This window comes from Nocardia sp. NPDC059236 (assembly GCF_042754085.1).
Taxonomy (GTDB): Bacteria; Actinomycetota; Actinomycetes; order Mycobacteriales; family Mycobacteriaceae; genus Nocardia.
Window position 1 is genome coordinate 269,859 of sequence record NZ_JBHZAF010000013.1, and the last position, 18,009, is coordinate 287,867.

At 68.6% G+C, this 18,009-nt stretch carries 21 protein-coding genes; all 21 read right to left on the minus strand.

Features of this window, described 5'->3' with window-relative positions; translation table 11 throughout:
* Positions 1-62: 62 nt before the first annotated feature.
* Positions 63-488, minus strand: coding sequence for a hypothetical protein (locus ACFXIV_RS31065; protein ID WP_379421353.1), 426 nt, complete (start codon positions 486-488; stop codon positions 63-65).
* A 12-nt stretch (positions 489-500) separates the two neighbouring features.
* Positions 501-1,937 carry a hypothetical protein gene (locus tag ACFXIV_RS31070; protein ID WP_379421354.1) on the minus strand — a complete coding sequence of 479 codons (1,437 nt, stop codon included), beginning with the start codon at positions 1,935-1,937 and terminating at the stop codon, positions 501-503.
* Positions 1,938-1,939: 2 nt separating this feature from the next.
* Positions 1,940-2,227: a hypothetical protein gene (locus ACFXIV_RS31075; protein ID WP_379403985.1), complete on the minus strand. Its 288-nt coding sequence runs from the start codon at positions 2,225-2,227 to the stop codon at positions 1,940-1,942.
* Positions 2,224-2,625, minus strand: a complete 402-nt coding sequence (locus ACFXIV_RS31080; protein ID WP_379403986.1) for a hypothetical protein — start codon at positions 2,623-2,625, stop codon at positions 2,224-2,226. Before ACFXIV_RS31080 ends, ACFXIV_RS31075 begins: the two co-directional genes overlap by 4 nt.
* Entirely contained in the window at positions 2,625-3,440 is an 816-nt protein-coding gene (locus ACFXIV_RS31085) for an N-acetylmuramoyl-L-alanine amidase (protein ID WP_379421355.1), read from the minus strand. The genes ACFXIV_RS31080 and ACFXIV_RS31085 overlap by 1 nt, the downstream gene beginning before the upstream one ends.
* On the minus strand, positions 3,433-4,071 hold the full coding sequence (locus ACFXIV_RS31090) for a hypothetical protein (protein ID WP_379421356.1): 639 nt from the start codon (positions 4,069-4,071) through the stop codon (positions 3,433-3,435). The genes ACFXIV_RS31085 and ACFXIV_RS31090 overlap by 8 nt, the downstream gene beginning before the upstream one ends.
* A 7-nt stretch (positions 4,072-4,078) precedes the next feature.
* Entirely contained in the window at positions 4,079-5,116 is a 1,038-nt protein-coding gene (locus tag ACFXIV_RS31095; protein WP_379421357.1) for a hypothetical protein, read from the minus strand.
* A complete protein-coding gene (locus tag ACFXIV_RS31100; protein WP_379421358.1) occupies positions 5,113-6,189 on the minus strand; it encodes a hypothetical protein in 1,077 nt (358 codons plus the stop codon). Before ACFXIV_RS31100 ends, ACFXIV_RS31095 begins: the two co-directional genes overlap by 4 nt.
* A complete protein-coding gene (locus ACFXIV_RS31105; protein WP_379405764.1) occupies positions 6,189-7,235 on the minus strand; it encodes a hypothetical protein in 1,047 nt (348 codons plus the stop codon). Before ACFXIV_RS31105 ends, ACFXIV_RS31100 begins: the two co-directional genes overlap by 1 nt.
* 29 nt (positions 7,236-7,264) lie before the next feature.
* Entirely contained in the window at positions 7,265-8,869 is a 1,605-nt protein-coding gene (locus ACFXIV_RS31110) for a phage tail protein (RefSeq protein WP_379405762.1), read from the minus strand.
* Positions 8,869-9,765 (minus strand): phage tail protein, encoded by an 897-nt coding sequence (locus ACFXIV_RS31115; RefSeq protein ID WP_379405760.1) that lies wholly within the window; start codon positions 9,763-9,765, stop codon positions 8,869-8,871. The genes ACFXIV_RS31110 and ACFXIV_RS31115 overlap by 1 nt, the downstream gene beginning before the upstream one ends.
* On the minus strand, positions 9,762-13,526 hold the full coding sequence (locus ACFXIV_RS31120) for a phage tail tape measure protein (RefSeq protein ID WP_379421359.1): 3,765 nt from the start codon (positions 13,524-13,526) through the stop codon (positions 9,762-9,764). Before ACFXIV_RS31120 ends, ACFXIV_RS31115 begins: the two co-directional genes overlap by 4 nt.
* Before the next feature lie 393 nt (positions 13,527-13,919).
* Positions 13,920-14,291, minus strand: a complete 372-nt coding sequence (locus tag ACFXIV_RS31125) for a hypothetical protein (RefSeq protein WP_379406011.1) — start codon at positions 14,289-14,291, stop codon at positions 13,920-13,922.
* Positions 14,292-14,375: 84 nt separating this feature from the next.
* Positions 14,376-14,906, minus strand: a complete 531-nt coding sequence (locus ACFXIV_RS31130) for a hypothetical protein (protein ID WP_379421360.1) — start codon at positions 14,904-14,906, stop codon at positions 14,376-14,378.
* Positions 14,907-14,911: 5 nt separating this feature from the next.
* Positions 14,912-15,229, minus strand: coding sequence for a hypothetical protein (locus tag ACFXIV_RS31135; protein ID WP_379421361.1), 318 nt, complete (start codon positions 15,227-15,229; stop codon positions 14,912-14,914).
* 22 nt (positions 15,230-15,251) lie between these two features.
* On the minus strand, positions 15,252-15,656 hold the full coding sequence (locus ACFXIV_RS31140) for a hypothetical protein (RefSeq protein ID WP_379421362.1): 405 nt from the start codon (positions 15,654-15,656) through the stop codon (positions 15,252-15,254).
* Complete coding sequence (locus tag ACFXIV_RS31145) at positions 15,653-15,901, minus strand: hypothetical protein (protein WP_379405928.1); 249 nt, start codon at positions 15,899-15,901, stop codon at positions 15,653-15,655. Before ACFXIV_RS31145 ends, ACFXIV_RS31140 begins: the two co-directional genes overlap by 4 nt.
* Before the next feature lie 5 nt (positions 15,902-15,906).
* Positions 15,907-16,218: a hypothetical protein gene (locus ACFXIV_RS31150; RefSeq protein WP_379405926.1), complete on the minus strand. Its 312-nt coding sequence runs from the start codon at positions 16,216-16,218 to the stop codon at positions 15,907-15,909.
* On the minus strand, positions 16,215-16,589 hold the full coding sequence (locus ACFXIV_RS31155; RefSeq protein WP_379405924.1) for a hypothetical protein: 375 nt from the start codon (positions 16,587-16,589) through the stop codon (positions 16,215-16,217). Before ACFXIV_RS31155 ends, ACFXIV_RS31150 begins: the two co-directional genes overlap by 4 nt.
* Positions 16,589-17,074: a hypothetical protein gene (locus tag ACFXIV_RS31160; RefSeq protein WP_379421363.1), complete on the minus strand. Its 486-nt coding sequence runs from the start codon at positions 17,072-17,074 to the stop codon at positions 16,589-16,591. The genes ACFXIV_RS31155 and ACFXIV_RS31160 overlap by 1 nt, the downstream gene beginning before the upstream one ends.
* Complete coding sequence (locus ACFXIV_RS31165) at positions 17,071-18,006, minus strand: hypothetical protein (protein WP_379421364.1); 936 nt, start codon at positions 18,004-18,006, stop codon at positions 17,071-17,073. Before ACFXIV_RS31165 ends, ACFXIV_RS31160 begins: the two co-directional genes overlap by 4 nt.
* Positions 18,007-18,009: the final 3 nt, after the last annotated feature.

The window sequence follows — 18,009 nt, forward strand, 5'->3', positions numbered from 1 at the left end:
GACGAAAAACGCGCCCCGGCCGAGGTAGGGCCGGGGCGCGTCGCGTTCGTTGGTGAGTTGTTCTACGCTGCGACGAACTGCAGGTAGGTACCGACATCGCCGATGGCGACTGTGCCGAAACTGTTGGATACGCGCATGTCGATCAGATCGCCTTGTGCGACAACTATTCCTGCGATGTCGAGGCCGATCGTGGACACCGTGTTCGATGACGCCGACTTGATCGAGGCATTGTTCCTGTAGATGTAGCCGGTGACGGTGCCGCCGAGCGAGTTCGCGGTCACCACCATCCGCGCGGTGATGTCGATGATGCCCGCACGGTCAACAACGAGCTGATCGGCCACGAGGTTGGTGCCGGAGAACGCGGGGTCGGGCGTCCAGACCGGCAGCAAGGTCGGTGACGAGCTGGTCGGACCGTAGGCACCGGATTTGTTCATCCGCTGCGACGCCGGCCGCGACGCTAAACCGGTGCCTACCACGATGATTCCCATGTCCGCCGCCCCTCACGCCGTGCCGAGCAGGTCGGCGATCAGTCCCTTGCCGGGCGTGGTGCCGACACCGGTGATGCCGACGGTGAGGATGTCGCCCGCCGCGTAAGCGAATACGCCGGCCGCGGTTCCGCCCGCGACCTGGCTGCCCCCGGCGACCGTGATGGCGCTACCGGCAACCGCGCTCCCGTTCTTGCGGAGCTCGACGACCAGGTTGCCGCCGGATCCCTCGGTCCCACCGCGAATCGTCCACGAGGTGAACGTGACCGCTCGCTGCAGCTTGACGCCGAACGTGAAATCGCCTGTGCCCGTTGCGCGCACGGTGTCCTTGCCGCACACCACAACCGACAGGTCATACGGCGAGGTGCCGGCGGTCGGTGTGCGCGTGTTGGCCAGCCGGGCGTCGTTGCCCTCGCACGCTGTGCCCGCGGCTGTGCCGAGGGCGAGGCTCGAGGTGCCGGCACCGATCGCCGAGCGGGCGGCGGCGCCGTTCGCCGCGGTGAGTACCGCGCGCCCGGTCGATGTCGAATCGCTGATATCGGCGGCGGTGTGCGTGTGCACGAGCGCGGCCTTGCCTGCCAGGCCCGGCACGGTGGGCGCGCCCGCGGATCCACCCAAGTCGCCTGCGAGCTGGATGATGCCCTTCACGCCCGCGGTCGCGTCCGGCGCCGCAGGTCCGGTCGGGCCGGGCGGGAGCACGAGGTCGAGAGTCCAGTCGGGCGGGCCGCCGTGGACGGCCGCACTCGCCGGGCCCTCGGACACCGCGCCGATCGCGAGCGTGAACGACTCGACGGCGGCCTGCGCAGCGCTGGCGGCCGCCGATGCGCCACTCGCGCTGGCGGCGGCCGCCGTTGCTGCGGCCGATGCCTCGGTGATGGCGGGCACGGCGACCGGGTCCAGGTCCTCGCCGTTGTCCAGCTCGAAAACGAGAGCGTCGCCGACGAGGCGCACGCCGATCACGCTCAGCCCGCGCACGACCGCCTCGCCGTTGGACGCGGGGACCGGTGAGACGAGGGTCAGGTCGACCAGGCCCGTCGAGTCCACGTCCGGGTGTTCCGGATCCGGGCCCGCGACGTAGGGCGGGACCATGAACGCGAAACCGTCCATCGGGACGCGGTTGCCCTCATAGCTCAGATTGAAGCTGACGCGCCACGTCCAGCCGCTCGGGTTGGTGTCTCCGTTGGGCGCGACCAGGCGGATTCCGCGCTGGCCGCGCCAGGTGAGATAGCCGAACTCGTCGAGGCTGGCAATGTAGTAGTCCGGGAGCTGGACGTAGGTCGCTGGATCCGGTTCAGCTTCGGCGACAAGCACTTTGGGTGCGCCGGCACTGAACGTGAGCGTGCCCGCCAATGGTACGAACTCTGGGGTGTCGCCGATGTCGGGTCCGTCGGCGATGTTGGCCAGGAACCGGCCGACGACCTTGCCGTATTTCAGCGGGAGTAGCTCCGCCATGGTCAGATCTCCTCGGCCAGCTCGTCGGGAATGGTGTAGGTGGCCACTGGCGGGGTTTCGCCGAGGTGCCGCAGGCACGCCTCCAGTTCGCCGATGTGACGCAGCAGCGCGCGCAGCAGCTTGAACGCGAGGGTGATCTTGCGGTCCTTCGCTGCCAGGGCCACCTCGAGCACGTCGACGCGCGTCCGGAGCTTGGCGACCTCACGGGCCTGCCAGGTGGTGACAGCCGCGATCACGGTGGCGACCGCGACCCCGGCCGCCTGGATCAATTCCGGTGTCGGCCAGCTCATTCACGCCTCCACATCCGCTGGCGCTCGCGCTCGCGCCGCTTCGCCCGCTCGAGGGCCGCGGCGGCCTCGGCCGGGTTGCCGTAGTAGTCGACGAAAGCGGCGGTGATCGTGTGGTCCCGGTCGGCAGGCGCGCCGTTATCGCGCGGCTCGGCCGCCAGCCACGGCACCCACGTGGCCAGCGCGATGTTGACCTGGGGCACGGACATGAATCGGGTGATGGCAGCCGAGATCGCCAGCGCCGCACCGACCCCCGCCGCCGTCGAGGGCAGGCCAGAGGACGACACGATCAACGGCATCGCGGCGGCCAGGCCGACGACGAGCTGAAAGGTGGTGCGCGCCAGGGTCCGCCACGGATAGCGGACCTGGCTCGCGTTCTCGGGGGCGCTGTGCTGTCCCATCACTTGCCGCCCGCGAGAGTCCGGCGGATCTCGGCGATATCGGCGCGCACCTCGGCCAGCGCCTCGACGAGGGTGTTGTCGCGCTTGGCGTCGACCTTGGACGCGCCGAGGATCTTCCAGCCCTTCTCGTCGGGGCCCATGAGCTGGTCTTTGGTCAGGCTGGTGTTCTTGTCCATCCACCAGAACAGGTCGCGGAACTTCAGGGAGTTTCCGCGGAAATTCTTGATGATCGCGTCAAGCATGTTCTCGTCTCCTTCAGTGGTGTTGTCGCCGTTCATGGCTCGGGCAACGTCGGCGCGGAAAATGTTCATGTCGATGGCACCTGGATCCCATTTCCCCTGCGCCGCCCCGGCCCACTCCTTGTGGCCGATAGCGTGCGAGGCGGGCTGTCCGAGGTAGTCGAGGATCGCGGCGACGCCTCGGATGTAGGCGTCGTACTGGGCGTCGGACCAGCTCGCGCGGTGCGGCAGGCCGGGGCGGCCGCCGCCGTCGTTGGCGGCCTCGATGCCGATGGTGTACTGATTCGCCGCGTTGGTCGGCAGGCCCGGGTAGCTGCCTTCGCCTGCGTGCCAGGCGATTCCGGCACCGCACACGGTGTAGACGCCCTCGGGCGACAGGTGCAGCTGGGAAGCCAGGTCGAGGGACGGGTGTTCGGCGATGCCGCGCGGGCTCTCACCGAACGAGCCGGTGTGATGGCAGACGACACCCCAGATGTTGCCGAAATCGCCGTGCCCGCGGTCGCGCCAGCCCGGGTACTCGTGCACCTCGAGGCCCGCGTTACGCAGGACCTCGGGCAGCCATGTCGGATCACTCATTGCCTTGTGCCTCCTCGATTCGCGCGCGCAAGCGGCCGATGATGCCCGCGTACGCCTCGGATTTGCTTGCGGCGCCGCTGTATTCGATGCCGCGCGGGTGGGCCGCCGACCAAGTCCCGTCGTCCTCCTGGCGGACAGCGACATCGGCGGGGTCGTAGAACTGCTCGGGGTCCGGGGCCGGCCACTCACCCGACTCGTCCGGCCTGACATGGAGCCCGTCGTCATACGGCGCGGGCGGCCCGCCGGGTGTCGGGATCCACCGAATCTGTTCCAGCTCGGCGTGATGCCGCCAGCCGCGCTCGAATAGGTAGGCGCCGATGCGCACCGCGGCCTTGATCTCGACGACGCCCGGCTCGGCGAGCTTGCGCCCGGCAGGGTTGCGCCACTCGGGCAAGTGGATGATGGCGAGATCCTTTGCCAGGGCGAGGACTTGGGGGTCGAGCTGGGGCATGTCGCCGGGGTTGGGGAGCTTGCCGTCGATCGCCTTGCGCAGGAATTCGCGCATCGCCTCGGTGAGCTCGGGCGGGGCCTGCTGCGCGCGGGCCTGCTGGGCGGCGGCGGTCTGCTCTTGAATTCGGCCGGCCTCGGTAGTCATCTGCTCGACTACCTCGGGTGCGGGTTTGTCAGTCACGGGGGCCTCACGGGTTGTAGGGCTGCGCCATCACGATCAGCTGAGCGTTGGCGGTTTGGACGCTGTAGTTGCTGCTGCCGAACACGCGCCGTGCGACGACGTAGAGGGCGGCGGTGGTGTTGGCGGGGACGACGCCGAGGTCGCTTGCGGGGCTGAGCGGGTATTCCCAGCGCGGATGGAACGCGACCTCGCTCGAGTTGGCCAGGCCGACCGAGACGCCGTAACCGATGAGGGTGCCGTCGAGGCTGCCGAGGCGGATCTCGACGTTGACGCGGCCAGCATCGGGCGGGCTGACGTGGTTCTGAATCGCGATGGTGCCTGCCAGCACGATCGGCCGCCACGCGTACGGCAACGACGGAATGTTCATGGTGGCAAGGGTTTTCGGGCTCTGACTCAGGTTCGATCCGCCGGTGAACTGCCCGCCCGCGATCGCCCACGGGCCCGCGAGCCGAGGCGGCGTGGCCGGATGGAACTTGGAATCGGCGGCGTCCCAGGCGAGTACGTAGTCCTGTCGGGCTCCGGTCATGTCGACGTCCTGAGCGTCGGCGATCCGGCCGGGCTGCCCGGGGTCGCCGACGTCGCCGGTCGCCCCTCGCGGGAAGGTGATGGCGAGTTGCTGATCGGGGGCGGTGCCGGTGATCGAGGCGGCGGCCGCGGATCCGGTCGCGCCCGCGATGGCGACGCCGTCGAGGACGGTCGGGTCGGCCTGGTGGCCCGGGGCCTGGAATGCGTCGAGGCTGCGTACCCATTCCATTCCGGTCCACAGGTACAGGGCGTTCTCGGCGACGACGCGCCATGCCTTGCGGGCGTCGGCGGTGCCCAGGCCCAGGGCCTGCAGCGCGGCGAAGGTCGCGATGTCGCCCATCCATAGCCACGGCCACGCCGGGCCGCCCTGTAAGCCAACGATTCCGGGCGGGCCCTGCCGGATCTCTACGAGGACCTCGCGGCCGACGAGCTCGACCGAGTTCACGGTGTAGGGCAGGCCAACGGGGTCCTCGACCGTGCGCATGGTGACGGTGACGTCAGCGTCGTACACGGTGCTCATGCGGGAGCTCCTGTCACGGGGACCGCCCACACCGCGAGGTGGCTGTAGTCGCGGATGTAGTCATAGGGCGGTGCGGAGGCGGTGGCCTGGATTTGCAGCACGATCGTGGCGGCGACGCCTGCGGCGATCACGCCGGTCGAGCCGCCGGGGGTGACGGCGTTGGCACGCAGGGACGGCACGAGCGTGCAATGCCGAAAGATGTTGTGCCCGTGCCCATCCCCGTGACCGACGATCGTTGCGGGGCCGGAAATGATGGCTTGCAGGACCATGCGCTCGGCAGGTTTGTTGCTGGTGCATCGCAGCATCGCGCCACCGGTAACGAACGGCCGCCACGCGGTGTCTTGGGCGGGGATCGGCAGTGTCGCAATCGGGTTCGGGATCGTCGACGAATTGCTGATATCGGCGGCGAAACCTGCACCGCCGTCGTAGCGCTGGTCCCCCACGATCGTCCAGGGCCCGCGCCAGGACGGATCGGGCACCGGTGTCCATTTGCTCGTGGCGGCGTTCCACAGCGGCACCATTCCCGCGGTGCGGGTGATGGTGGAATCGAAATCGCTGGCGGCGCGGATCGGGCCCGGCGGGCCGTCGGGGCCCTTGCGGCCCTTGATACCGCGCGGCACAACCAGATTCACCGTTTGGCTCGGCGGGGTGCCGGTCACGGTGATCTGCAGGTCGGATCCGGCCGGGCCCGTGGTGACGCTGCCGACTGTGAGGGTGTTCGGGACGCCGGTCGGGCCGTGCGCGCCGAACGCGTCGGCGAACGTGTCGAAACTCGTGCCGTTCCAATAGGCGAGGGCGTTGGTCGAGGCGACGCGCCATGCCTTGCCCGTCTGCGAGGGCCCGAGGGTGCTCGCGAGCGCGGACAGCGCCGCATGATCGGCGATATCGCCCTCCCAGCGGAACAGCGCGGCCGCCGGGCCTGTCTCGCCCTGCGGGCCTTCCGGTCCGGTCGGCAGTTCGAGGCTGGAATCGCTGGGGGTGGCCTGCATGGCCTGGACGATGTCGGGCTGGCCGACGCCCTCGTCCAGGCCCGCGATGCGCACGCCGCGGAAGTACTCGCCAATGCTGGACATCACGCTCCAATCGGCAGGGCCCACACCAGCGCGGACGCGTCCGCGCGGTCCCAGACCAGGTTCGTGGTGTCGCCGCCGACCTTCTCGACCATCACCAGCAGCGAGGCGGACTCACCAGCGGGGATGGTGGCGTAGGTGCTCGACGGCGAGAGTGGTTTGGGGGCGTCGTCGCCGAATTTCGGTGGGGCGGTGACGTGATACAGCGGGCCGCTGGCACGGATGCCCGCGCCATAGGCGACCATCACGCCGTTGGGGGTGTTCAGGCGGCCGGTGAGGATCGGGTAGCTGGCGGTTTCCGTGGCGCATTGGATGTATCCCGACAGCCACACCATGGGCCGCCACGCGAACGGGAGCGTCGGCAGTCGGAATGTGCCGGCGACGATCTTCGAGTCCGCGGTGCTGAGATTGGCGACCGCGAAATCGTCCTGATACCAAGCCCACGGACCGAACCCGCCGGGCGGCGGCGCGACCCTCCAACGCTTCGCGGCAGCCTGATATCCGAACATGCCGCGATGCGTCGGGCCCGTGGTGGCGTCGAAATCGGTCGCGGCCGACAGCTGCCCACTGCTGCCCGCCGGACCGGGGTCGCCTTGCAGACCAGCGGGCGCGGTGGCCTGTATCGCGAGCGCCGCACCGGACGCGGTGACCTTGACCGCCGGTGTGGTGATCGTTTCCGCATGCACGGTGGTCGTGGTGATGACGGCCGGGTCGGCCGTCGGGCCTTGAGCGCCAACAGCGCCCGGCGAGTGCTGCCAGCCGGTCCCGGTCCATGTGTCCATGCCGCCTGTGTCGAGGCGATGCCACCACTTGCCGCGGTCGTCGGGCCCGAGGCCGGTCGGCCGGGCCGCGGTGTTGGCGATCGTGCCCATTTTCAGGAACGCCGTGCGCGGGCGGCCGCGCGGGCCGGTCTCGCCGCGGGGGCCGGCGGGCAGGGGATCGCCCGCGGCCTCGGTGGCGGGGGTGATGGTGGCGGTCAGGATCGGTACGCCGTCGAGGTCCGGCTCGGACTCGATGGTGATCCGCGCCGGGAATGACACGTCGGACACGGAAACCTCCTCTCGTGCAGGGGTTTTCGTCAGAAAATGATGAGATCGAGGTCCGCGCCGACGTCGGTCGAGAGCGTTTTCACGATCTGGGCGAGCGCGCCGAGGCGGCCCCATGCCTTGACGACGGGGTCCTCCTCGTCGGATCCGTCGCCGATGGTCAGCTCCCACCGCGCGGCGGTGGTGCGGTCGTCGGTGAACTGCATCTCCGTGACGTAATCGACGAACAGCTGTCCGCCGACCTCGAAACCGGCTTGGTCGCCGAGCGTGAGGTCCTTGCCGATGGTGTAGGGCGAGCCGTCACCGACGGACACCTTTTGCGAGGTGTAGCCGCGGGTTTGATGGAGGCCCTGTTTGCCGGCCATCACGCCGTCGAGGGTGAATGCCTTGTCCGATCCGGTGATGTAGAGCTCCCGGAATGCGAAGGGCCCCGCGCGGTTTGCGCGTCCCTCGTCGCGGTAGACCATGAACGCGAGGAAGACATCGTTCAACTGGCCCGTGTAGAGCGAGTCCAAACCGGGGACGCCGATCAGCAATCCGAGCCAGCTCAGCAGGTTCTTGATCGCGATCTCAATGCCCGCGTTCACCCACCCGGGACTCTTGCCGCCGACGATGATGTCGATCGCGGTCGGCTTATGGATAGCGACCTCACTCGGGCCGAGGCCCGAGTACTCGCCCTCGCGGTACCACACCCACGGCAACCCGCGCTGAGTGCCCAGCGGGCCCGGATTCCCGTAGACCGCTTCGTATTCCGACTGCGCGTCGAACACCGGGTAGCGGACGGGCGTGGTTCCATCGGGGAGGAAATCCTCGACCCACATGAGGAACCCATCCAACAGGGTGCCCGTGGGCCCGGTGACGTTCGATCTGTTCTTGCCCTCGATCACGACCGTGGGCCGGTCGAGGGTGTAGTAATCCGGTGCGGGTTGCTCGTCCTCCTCGGGCAGGAAGAAACGCGCCTCGAGCATGCACCCGGCGTCGTTGAGCTGGTCGACGAGTACCTCGTCGGCCATGTGGAATCGAGCGATGGCCGCGCCCGCCTTGCTGACGTCGTGCCACGGGTCGATCGGCACCAGCGTGATCGGCCACATCGCGCCCGACGGATCCAGCGAACCGTACTGCGACTGCAGCCGAATGAGATTCGGCGCGAGGTAGCTCATCGCCATGGTCAGCACGGGCGCGATCACGACATGGTGGCGCGGGTACTGCGCCAGGATCGGCGCGAACGGGCTCGCCCAGCACGAAATCGACGCGATGTGCTGCCAGCAGTGGATGGCCTCGATATCGATCGTCTCGACGCCGTTCTCGTCGCGCAGGATCGCGGCCCGCGTGACGTATCCATCCCAGCGGGACGCCGCGGTGTTCACCGCCATCGGGATCGTCGCGTCCTCGCCGTCAGGGTTGGCGAAGAAATGGTCGTAGTGAAGGAAATCCTTACGCGGGACGGTCATCTTCAGACCACCCGCGGCGTTGCGGGTGTAGCTGAATTGCAGGTGGGCGTAGTTGTTTTCCTCGCCTACCTCCTCTTTCCACTTGTCGAAATAGCGGACCAGCGTCGTCTGATCGGCCCGGAACTCCTGGTCCTCGCGCTCGGCGAGGTCGAGGCGACGCGCGGCCGCGGCGTGATCCCAGGCCATCAGTACGGCCTCGACGATCTCGGGGTCACATCCACACGCACCGACGCCGCGGTGGTCGCGCCGTCGCTGCAGCGGACGACGAGCTCAGTGCTCGACCACGGCGCGAGCGACGCGAACCAGCGGCGCCCGGCGAGCTGGGCCCACACATTGCGGCCCTCCGGATTGGTGTCGGAGTGGATACGGGCGGTGCGGTGGCGCGGATGCGTGTCGATCCGAAGTTCCTCGCCCACACCGATTACCGGTGTTTCGACGATCCGCAGGGCCTCGCCGGTCGGGTCCTCGATCGCATACCGGCCCGGGCCGGGCATGGTGTAGCGCGCCCAGCCCGGCTGATCGGCCGCGTTACGGGCCCGGACGACACCCTCGCCGGCGCCGTCAGCGTTGATCCACAGATCCCACTCGCCCAGCTGCGAGACGAGCGGATCCATCGCCGTGGCACCCACGGTGTACGCCTCGTGGTAATTCCGTGCCGGGTCGATACCGGTAATCGGCTCGGGCGCGGCGTCCAGGCGCACGGACTGGAACCGCCAGCCCTGGTGACGGGTGAAGAATCCGAGCCGCCCGGGGATGTCGGTCGACCAGTCCCGCCACCATGCGTCATGCACGGCATGGAAGTGGCGAACGTTGGTGAAAACCAACGGGATTGAGTCGCCGCCGATGTCGACGGTGAAATCGAGCTCCTTCTTCGACCGCACCGACCGCAAGAACGTCGCGCCGTCCTGCCGAGCGCCCTCCGACGTCAACAGAGAGACCGGCGCGAACATGTGGCCCTTCGGGTCGCTGCTCCACGTGACGCCCTCGCGGCCCGCGCCGGGCCCGGCAAGATGCCAGGGCCGGGCGGTCGTGCATCCCCAATAGACGACCTTGGTCAGGTCGATGTCGAACAGAGGATTCATCGGCCGATACCCCCCTGTCTCTGCATGGCGAGGGTCCGGCGCCGCTGATTGCGAGCGACCGCGGCCGCCGCGCTCATCGGGTCAGGGGTGGTGATGTTGTAGGTGTCGCCGCCACCGCCGCCGACCGCGCCCATGCCGAGCACGGCCGCGCCGGTCTGCAGCATTTCCTTCCACGAGTCCTGTGCCCATGTCTGGAAGTCGGATTGCGTTTTGCCCCACTGGTTTTGCGCCTGACCCTGGAGATTGGTCATGGCCTCCTCGGGCGACTTCACGTCGTACCACCAGGGCGCGTCACCCTCAAACAGCTTGCCGCTCAAGGGCGCACCCTTCAGTGGGTGATCGCGCTTCTTGTACTCGGTGCCGGTGTTGTCAGCGGCGGGCGTAGTGCCGCCAGTGTCGGTCGGCGTGGTGCCGCCGTTGTGCGCGGTGTCGACGTTCTGCCCACCGACCGGCGTCGACGAGCTGGGGGTCGACGTGCCGAAATTCGACGGCCAGTTGTCCACCCATACCGGCGTCGCGGTGCCCGCCGGCCGTGTCGCGGTCGAGCTGCCGCCGCCGGTCCCACCGCCCGCGCCGGTGCCGCTTCCGCCACCCGCGCCGCCGCCGGTACCGCCGGTGCCAGTGCCGAGGCCGCCGCCGGTACCGCCGCCGAGATCGCTACCGCGCAGCAGGGCGGCCGGAATGTGCATCTGGTCGGTGAACATCTGCGCGGCCGCGCCGACCGGCCCGCCGACGATTACGCCGTCGCTCGAGTTGGACTCGACGTTGGTGCCGTCGCCGAGGGTCATGGCGGTATGCCCGCCGCCCGGGCCGCCGTTGTACCAGCCGATCGAGATGTCACCGGGGCCGCCGAGGCCGTTGACCGCGCCGCGAGCGACGAGCCAGTCACGCTCGCTGGCCGTGGCCATGCGCGAGCTGAACATGTCCGCGCCCAGCGCATCGTTCACGACCGCCGAGACAAGGCCCGAGCAATCGAGCTCGGTCAGCGAGAACCCACCCATCCGGTAACTGGCCGGGTCGAGCTGGCGGGCCGCGGCCATGCCCGGCACGATGCCGCCGGTCGCAAAACCGGGGATCTCGCCGACCATGGATTGCAGGAACTCCGGCGAGGGCACCCAACCGGAGCGGATCGCCTCGAGCAACGGCAGCGTCTCCGGGGTGACCGCGTCCGTGGGCTCGATGAACTCGCCATTGGACACCCACGCGAGAATGCTGTCGCTCGTGCCGGTACCGGGCCCGCTGACAGGACCGCCGGCGCGGAACGCCTGGAGCTTCGCGCCGAGATCGTGCGCGGTCTTCGCGCCCGGGATCTCCCATTTGCCAATCTTTTCCGGGATCGCGGCCAGGGCGTTGCCGATCGCGTGAGCGACCGGACGCAGGACGTCGAGGACGGTGTTCCACACGGCCTTGATGGCGTCTCCGGCCGCGCCGAAAGCATCACCGACCAGCCCGATTCCGGTTTTCATCGCGTCGAAAATCGGCGACACGATGTTCTTCCATACCGCGTCGATCCCGGAACCGATTCCGTCGAACGCTGGCTTGATCGCGTTGTCGTAGAGCCACGTCGCCGCGTCGCCGACCAGGCCGAGCCCGGTTTTCAGCCCGTCGAGCGCTGGCTGAGCGACGTTGTCCCACAGCCAGGACAGGGCCGTGCCGATTCCGTCGAGCGCTGGTTTTACCGCAGTGTCGTAGAGCCAGACCGCGGCGTCGCCGACGAGCCCGATCAGGATCTTGATGTCGGTGAAAATCGGGGAGAGGAAATCGCTCCACAATCGCTGTGCACCAGCGGTGATTCCATCAAAAGCTGGACGGATTGCGTTGTCCCACAACCACATTGCGGCATCGCCGACTGCCTGGAACGCGCCCATCCACCACTCGAAATACGGCTTGAGGACGTTGTCCCACAAGAACAGCGCGGCGGTTTTGATGGCATCGAACGCGCCCTGGACGATCTCGCGGAACTTCTCGGAATGGTTGTAGGCGTAGATGATTCCGGCGACCAGCGCGGCGATCGCGACAACGACGATACCGATCGGGTTCGCCGACATGGCGGCGTTGAGCAGCCACTGCACGCCGGTCCACGCGGTGGTGGCGACGCGGACTACGCCGGTCGCGATCGTGTATGCGCCGAGGGCGAGCGTGTTCCCGGCGAGCGCGGCGCTGCCGGCGCCGCTGGCTGCGGCCATGACGCCTTGGGTGATGGCGTAGCCGGTCGCGGCGACCTTCGCGGCCACCAGTGCAGCGCCGAGGGTGCCGAGGCCGATCGCGAGACCGATGGCGACGTTCTTGTTTTCCTGGATCCAGTGGATGGCCTCGCCCATTTTCTCGACCATCGCCTCGTGGATCCCGCGCTTGAACTTCTCCAGCGTGGTGGCGGTGTTGTCGCCGAGGGTGTGGTCGAGTTGCTGGGCCGCGCCGTCGACCTGGCCCAGGGCTGCGACAGCTGTTGTCGGGTCCATCGCGAAAATCGCGGCGGCCATGTCCTCGAACTTCGTACCATACAAGCCGAGTGCGAGCTGTTGTCTCTCCAGCGGGTCGGTGGTGTTGACCAGCCCGGATTGCAACTGCGCGAACACCTCTCGCGCGGAGTCGCCGCCTTGGGCGAACTTCTCAAACGTGTCTTGCGCGTTGAAGCCCAGGGATTCGATCGCGCCCGCGGTGGCTTCGCTCTGGCCGAGCATCTGGTTGTTGAACTCCTTGAGGGAGTCGACGACCACATCGGAGTTGCGGGCACCGTTGCCCAGGGCCTGCACGACCATGCCCATCGAGTCCTGGCCGGATAGGCCGATCTCCCGGAACACCGTCGGGTATTCGGTGAACGTGTCGAGCAGGTCTTGACCCTTGTCCGCGCCCAGTTTGAAGCCGCGGATCAGGATGTCCATCGCGGCCTGCGCGTCGGGTGCCATGCCGGTTTTCAGCATGGTTCCGACAGCGTCGGCCGCGCCGGAGACGTCCTGGTCGAACGCGCTGGCCAGGTTCAGTACCGACGCGGTGACCTTCTGGATTTCGGCGTCGTTGGCGTCCTCGCCGACAAGGCCCTGTTGCCACACGTTTTTCAGCGCGTCGTTGACCTGGGCGAGGTCCTCGCCGTACGCGTCGGCGTAGAGCTGCCCGGCGAGGTGGCCGAAATGCTCGGCCATCGCCGGTGTCACGTCCAGCTGCGCGGCGAGCTTGGAGTTGAGTTTCTCGCTGTCCAGTGCGTCGGCGGCGAGGTCCATCGCCGAGCCGACGCCCGCGGTTGCGGCGGCGAGGCCGGCCATCTGCCCGACGGCCGGGTCGATCTTGGACATGAGCTTGCCCAGGGCCCCATGGAAGCGGCCCTCGGACTCGGCCGCGCCGTCGGTGGCGTTGGCTGCGGCGGCGCGGGCGTCGGAAAGGTCCTGCACGGCACGCTGTGTCGTGCGGGTCTGCCGATCGGCGTTGCGCTGGGCGGTCGCGACCGCCTCCTCGGCGCGAGCGAGCTGGCTCGCGGTGGCGTTGCCCTTGTCGCGAAGCTCCTGCAACTTCGCTTCGGCGACGCGGACCTTGCCGACCGCGTCCTCGTCCTTCTCGCGCGCGGTCTTCAGCGCTTCGGACGCCTTCTCGACCGCGGCTGTCGCCGCCTCGAGGCCACCGCCGATGGCGCGGCCGGTTGCCTGACCGGCGCTGCGCCCGGCGGCGACGAGTGGGCCCTGCAGCTGCGCCCCGAGGTTGCCCTGGAGGCCGCCGAGCACCGGAATCACTTGCAGCGCTGCGTATCCGATGATCTGCTGATCAGACATCGCCGGTGCCTCCCTTCAATCGGGCCTCGCGGTCGCGTTTCTGCCGGATCCGGCGGGCGCGCAGGCTGTCCCGCCGCGCCGTTTCGGCTGCGGTGGGGGTTTTCTGGCGAGGTTGGGGCCGGGCCGGGTGAGGTCGGCCGGCGAGAATGCCCGCGATGTCCGAGAGCAGGAATGCGTGGTGGTCCCAGCGGGGCAGGCCCTCGTTCTGGAGCCTGACCAGTGCGGCGTTATCGGGTAGCTCGCGGATCCGGACCCAGATCTCGCGCAGCGTGAGACGCCGCTGTCCCTGTTCGTCGAGTCGCCATCGGTCGGTGTACCGCGTGCCGCCGCAGTGGTTGGCGAGGTCGGCCTCGAGGTCGTCCTCGTGATGCTCGATCAGGGACAGCAGCGCCGCTAGTTTCCCGCGTTGCCGAAACCGACTGCCTTGGTGATGGCCTGGAACAGCTCGCCGAACAGTTCGCCGGCGCGGGCGTTGCTGATGCGCGGGAATTCGCGGTGGATCTGGGCGATTCCGCGCGGGCCGATCAGGCCCAGGCAGGCCTCGGGGAAGTTGTTCTGGGACATGTGCCGGGTGACGGACCAGAAATCCCAGTCCTCGGCGTGCGCGGGGATGGTGAAACGCATTCCGCGCCAGTCGATATCGACGGTTTCGACGCCTTCGGCCTCACGCTGTGCGGCCGACTTCTTGGGCGAGCGGAAGTCCTGCGGGGCGGGTGCGCCGGCCGGGCGGGGCGGGCGGCGGCGACGGTTGTTGTTGCTGGACATGCGGGTTTCCTTTCAGATTCGTGCGGGTTGAGAGGGTGCTGACGGCGCGGCGAAACCCGCACGGAAAACCGCGCCGTCAGCGTCTTAGGGGGTGGGGGTGCCTATCTGGCGGTCGAAAATTTTGCCCGCGCCGTTGGCGAAAACGTTGCAGGTCACTTCCCACTTGGTGAGGTCGGACTCGTTGCGCGAGTTCGCCGGAACCCACAGGCGCGAACGGAGAACCGTGAACAACCGTTCCTTGTCGCCAAGGTCGCTGTCGGTCTCGAATCCGAGCCACCGGTAGACCGGCTTGGGCATCAGGATCTGGGTAGCGGTCGCGCCCGGGTTGACGATCGCCTGCGTGATTTCGTTGTCCTCGAGCGGTGAGAACTTCCGCGTGAGCTCGAAATCCTTGGAGCCGATCTTGATGATGCCGATACCCCAGCCAGAATGCTTGGTCTCGGAATTGGAGCGGTCCTCGGCGAAACCGTCGCCGCCGTTGAGGATGCCGACCTCGTCCCAGCCGACGGGCATGTCGGCGTCGATATCGGTGGGCAGGGCCGGGCGGACGGCGGCGGCGCTCACGTAGACGTGTGCGTCCTGCCAGATCTTGACGTTGTCGGGGTCGCGAGCCATGGTGGCTACCTCCTATTTCTGTCTGGAATGAGTTGCACCCCAGAGGTTTTGAACAGATGGGCCGCCGCCGCTGCGAGCACGGATCGGCGTATCTCGACGGTGTCGAGCCCGACCGCGCACAGGTCGCGGTCGATGTCGGCGAGGACTTCGGCGGTGGGCCGTGGGACGCCGCCGGTAGCGGCGATCGCCGCCTGTTCTTCCCTCTGGATGTGCACCGCGGCGGCGAGCTTGGTGCGCAGGCGCGGCGGGTAGTTGCCGTTCTCGTCGAGGTGCCCCAGTTCCCGGGCGGCCGCGACGATCTCGGCCTCGGTGGGTATGCGCATGGTGCGTACCTTCCGGGTCGGATCAGAAAGGCAGCGTGCGAGCTTGGGCCCGCACGGTGAACGACGCCATCACGGCGGCGTTGTTCGAATCGCGGGCCTCGAGCAGGGTCGAGGGCTCGCGGATGGTCGCGACATCCGGGATGCGGTGCGAGAGCAACACACCCAGGCATCGGCCCGCGATCAGGCGGGAGCGGTCGCGGCCGTCGGCCCACACCGTGACGCGGATCGTCGGCGACGTCGAGACCGGCCACGCGGACGGCCCGCCGTCGTCGAAAACCACCACAGCGGGCGGCGATTTCGTGGTCCAGGCCGCGGGGAGCACGAGCCCGACGGTCGGTGCGGGCGCGGCGACCAGCGGCGGGAGAGCCTCAGCGAGGTAGTTCTTGATCGCCTTGGCCGGGTCGCCCGGAACGCGCTGCGGTTTCACGGCTTGGCCCGCACCTCGAGGCCGACCGCGGCGGCGGCGCGAGTAAGTGAGCCGTCGGCGGCCTGCTGCTCGGCGGGCACCAGCACGGCTGCGGCGTTGCGGTCGGTGGTGTAGTCGTCGACGATCGCGTCGGGACCGGCGTGCGAGGCGATCTCGTCGGCCACCTGGTTGACAAGCGGCCCGAACGCCGTTTTCAGAACCTTCCCGATGGCGGCGTTGTTCAGGCGAATGTTGGCATTGGCCATGGGATTTACCCCTCTCCGGTCGAGCACAGCGCGAGGGTGCCGGTGCGCCGGCCGCCGCCGCGGCGCGGTGTCCACTGCTGCACTTCGATCTGGTAGCGGACGCCGTCGACGGTGAGCTCGTCGGTACTGAGCAGGTCGACAGCAGGACGGAAGTAGACCGAGCACTCGACGCGCTGCCCGTTGCGGCCGCGGTCGAGGTAGGCCGGGGCCGCGCCGGGTGCGACTTCCGTCGCGTCGAGTTCCTTGTCGGTCCACGGAATCGGGTTGCCGTCGTCGTCGAATCCGCCGCCGCGGTGCCGGACCACAGTGACGCTCACGGCCGCCTCGGTTCATCGCCGAAATACCAAGCGGGTGCCGTCTGAGCGGCGATACCGAGCATGTCGGCGTGCGCGGCGGTGAAAACGAGCTGACCGGCGGGGGTGGGGACCGTGCCGGACTGGGCGAACGGCCCCATCCCATCGGAGTAGCTCGTGTGCCCGGCGAAATCGGCCGGCGGTGCGAGCGCGGACCGAACCACCTCGACGACAACACGTTTGGCGATCACGTCGCCGTCGACGATGTCGGGTCGGCGTGACGGGTCGCGGATCCACGCCTCGGCGGCGGCGAGCAGCAGCTCGGCGTCCGCGCGTTCCTCGGTGTCGAGAGGCCGCCACCCGCGGGCGACCTCGTCAACAGTGGCGAGCGCCATCAGTGCCCGAATCGCTCGATCAGCTCGGCGCGAGTCAGACCGGCGGCCTCGGCCTCGGACAGGCCGCGGGTGACGCCGTAGGCCTGCCACTCGACAGCGGTCGCGGTCTTGCGTGGCGGGGGCGGCACCTCGGCCGGGGCGGCCGGGACCGGGGCCGGGGCGTCCGGGACCGGGGTCGGGGCGTCCGGGACCGGGGTCGGGGCGTCCGGGACCGGGGTCGCCACGGTGGTGCCGTCCTCGCCCGGGCTCTCGCGGTACGGCACAAACGGCAGGTTGGGATCGGTGCCGACCGGTCCCTCGTCGTCGGCTTCGGCGGCCGAGGCCTCGGTGATGGCGCCTGCGGCGGTGAGCCGTTCGATGTCGTCCTCGTCCAGGTCGACGAGGATGTCGCCGCGTCGGCGCTTGGCGTACCGCTTGGCGGTGCCGTCCTCGCGCCGCTCGACGATCTGGTCGAAATAGTCTGCGGTCAGGATGTATTCGCTCACGGGGTGGTCACCCCCGTCAGCCACAGACCGGCCTTCGGCTGGTCCAGGCCGAGCGCGCGCTTCTGCGAGGCGTCCGAGCGCCAGGTCTCGCGCGGGCCGCCCATGGGGCCGTTGCCCTCGGGGTAGAGGCCAGTGAACGTCAACGAGCGGGTGTCGGAGTAGAAACCGATAGTGCTGCGCTCGCACAGGAATACGCGGTCGATCGGGAACGTGCGCGACTTGATCGGGGTCAATCCCAGGATCTCGCCCGGCATCTTGCCGGTGTAGGCGATCGACTCGTTCGCCACGTTGCCGTTGTAGACCTTCAAGATCTGGTCGTTGTCCATCAGGATCGACAACAGGCCGGGGTGCAGAACGATGGTGTCGGGGACGAATCCCCAAGCCTCATCCGCGGTCGCGTTCGCCGGTGCGGCAGTCGTGATCTTCTCGATGCCCTTGGCGATGTCGGTGCGCGGCTTGCCCGAGGCGTTGTCCCACGCCGCCGACACGGCCATGGTCGGCACTGCGGCGGACTGCAGCAGGGCCTTGGCGGCGCGGTCGTTGGCGCGGATGAACGTGTTCTTCAGGCCGTTCAGCTGCTTGTTGACCGCGTCGATGTTGTTCTCGTCCTTCATCTCCTGGGAGATGCGCACGCCGAGTGCCTTCTTGGTGGCGAAGGCGACGCGCGGGGTGCCGAGCTGACCGGACGAGACCGGGATCTCGCCGAACTCGGCGACGTCCTGGACATCGGCGTCGAGGAACATCGGGTCGCCCTCGCGGTAGGCGACGATGCCGGCCTCGTTCTTGCCGCCGTTGCGGAACAGGGCCTCGCTGATGAACTGGTTCTCCATCAGCTCCTTGAGCTTGGTCGGGATGAACAACGGGTTCTTGACCAGGTCGGACACGGTGAACCGGTTGCCGTCGCTGACGCTCACGAGCGTGTTGGGTGCCATGGG

What these genes read in the sequence shown, in the direction of transcription:
- ACFXIV_RS31115 (WP_379405760.1), bottom strand. Translation starts at nt 9,765, where the DNA reads ATGAATCCTCTGTTCGACATCGACCTGACCAAGGTCGTCTATTGGGGA.
- ACFXIV_RS31100 (WP_379421358.1), bottom strand. Translation starts at nt 6,189, where the DNA reads ATGTCCAGCATTGGCGAGTACTTCCGCGGCGTGCGCATCGCGGGCCTG.
- ACFXIV_RS31120 (WP_379421359.1), bottom strand. Translation starts at nt 13,526, where the DNA reads ATGTCTGATCAGCAGATCATCGGATACGCAGCGCTGCAAGTGATTCCG.
- ACFXIV_RS31155 (WP_379405924.1), bottom strand. Translation starts at nt 16,589, where the DNA reads ATGGCGCTCGCCACTGTTGACGAGGTCGCCCGCGGGTGGCGGCCTCTC.
- ACFXIV_RS31125 (WP_379406011.1), bottom strand. Translation starts at nt 14,291, where the DNA reads ATGTCCAGCAACAACAACCGTCGCCGCCGCCCGCCCCGCCCGGCCGGC.
- ACFXIV_RS31145 (WP_379405928.1), bottom strand. Translation starts at nt 15,901, where the DNA reads ATGGCCAATGCCAACATTCGCCTGAACAACGCCGCCATCGGGAAGGTT.
- ACFXIV_RS31065 (WP_379421353.1), bottom strand. Translation starts at nt 488, where the DNA reads ATGGGAATCATCGTGGTAGGCACCGGTTTAGCGTCGCGGCCGGCGTCG.
- ACFXIV_RS31165 (WP_379421364.1), bottom strand. Translation starts at nt 18,006, where the DNA reads ATGGCACCCAACACGCTCGTGAGCGTCAGCGACGGCAACCGGTTCACC.
- ACFXIV_RS31130 (WP_379421360.1), bottom strand. Translation starts at nt 14,906, where the DNA reads ATGGCTCGCGACCCCGACAACGTCAAGATCTGGCAGGACGCACACGTC.
- ACFXIV_RS31070 (WP_379421354.1), bottom strand. Translation starts at nt 1,937, where the DNA reads ATGGCGGAGCTACTCCCGCTGAAATACGGCAAGGTCGTCGGCCGGTTC.
- ACFXIV_RS31095 (WP_379421357.1), bottom strand. Translation starts at nt 5,116, where the DNA reads ATGAGCACCGTGTACGACGCTGACGTCACCGTCACCATGCGCACGGTC.
- ACFXIV_RS31135 (WP_379421361.1), bottom strand. Translation starts at nt 15,229, where the DNA reads ATGCGCATACCCACCGAGGCCGAGATCGTCGCGGCCGCCCGGGAACTG.
- ACFXIV_RS31080 (WP_379403986.1), bottom strand. Translation starts at nt 2,625, where the DNA reads ATGGGACAGCACAGCGCCCCCGAGAACGCGAGCCAGGTCCGCTATCCG.
- ACFXIV_RS31085 (WP_379421355.1), bottom strand. Translation starts at nt 3,440, where the DNA reads ATGAGTGATCCGACATGGCTGCCCGAGGTCCTGCGTAACGCGGGCCTC.
- ACFXIV_RS31075 (WP_379403985.1), bottom strand. Translation starts at nt 2,227, where the DNA reads ATGAGCTGGCCGACACCGGAATTGATCCAGGCGGCCGGGGTCGCGGTC.
- ACFXIV_RS31110 (WP_379405762.1), bottom strand. Translation starts at nt 8,869, where the DNA reads ATGGCCTGGGATCACGCCGCGGCCGCGCGTCGCCTCGACCTCGCCGAG.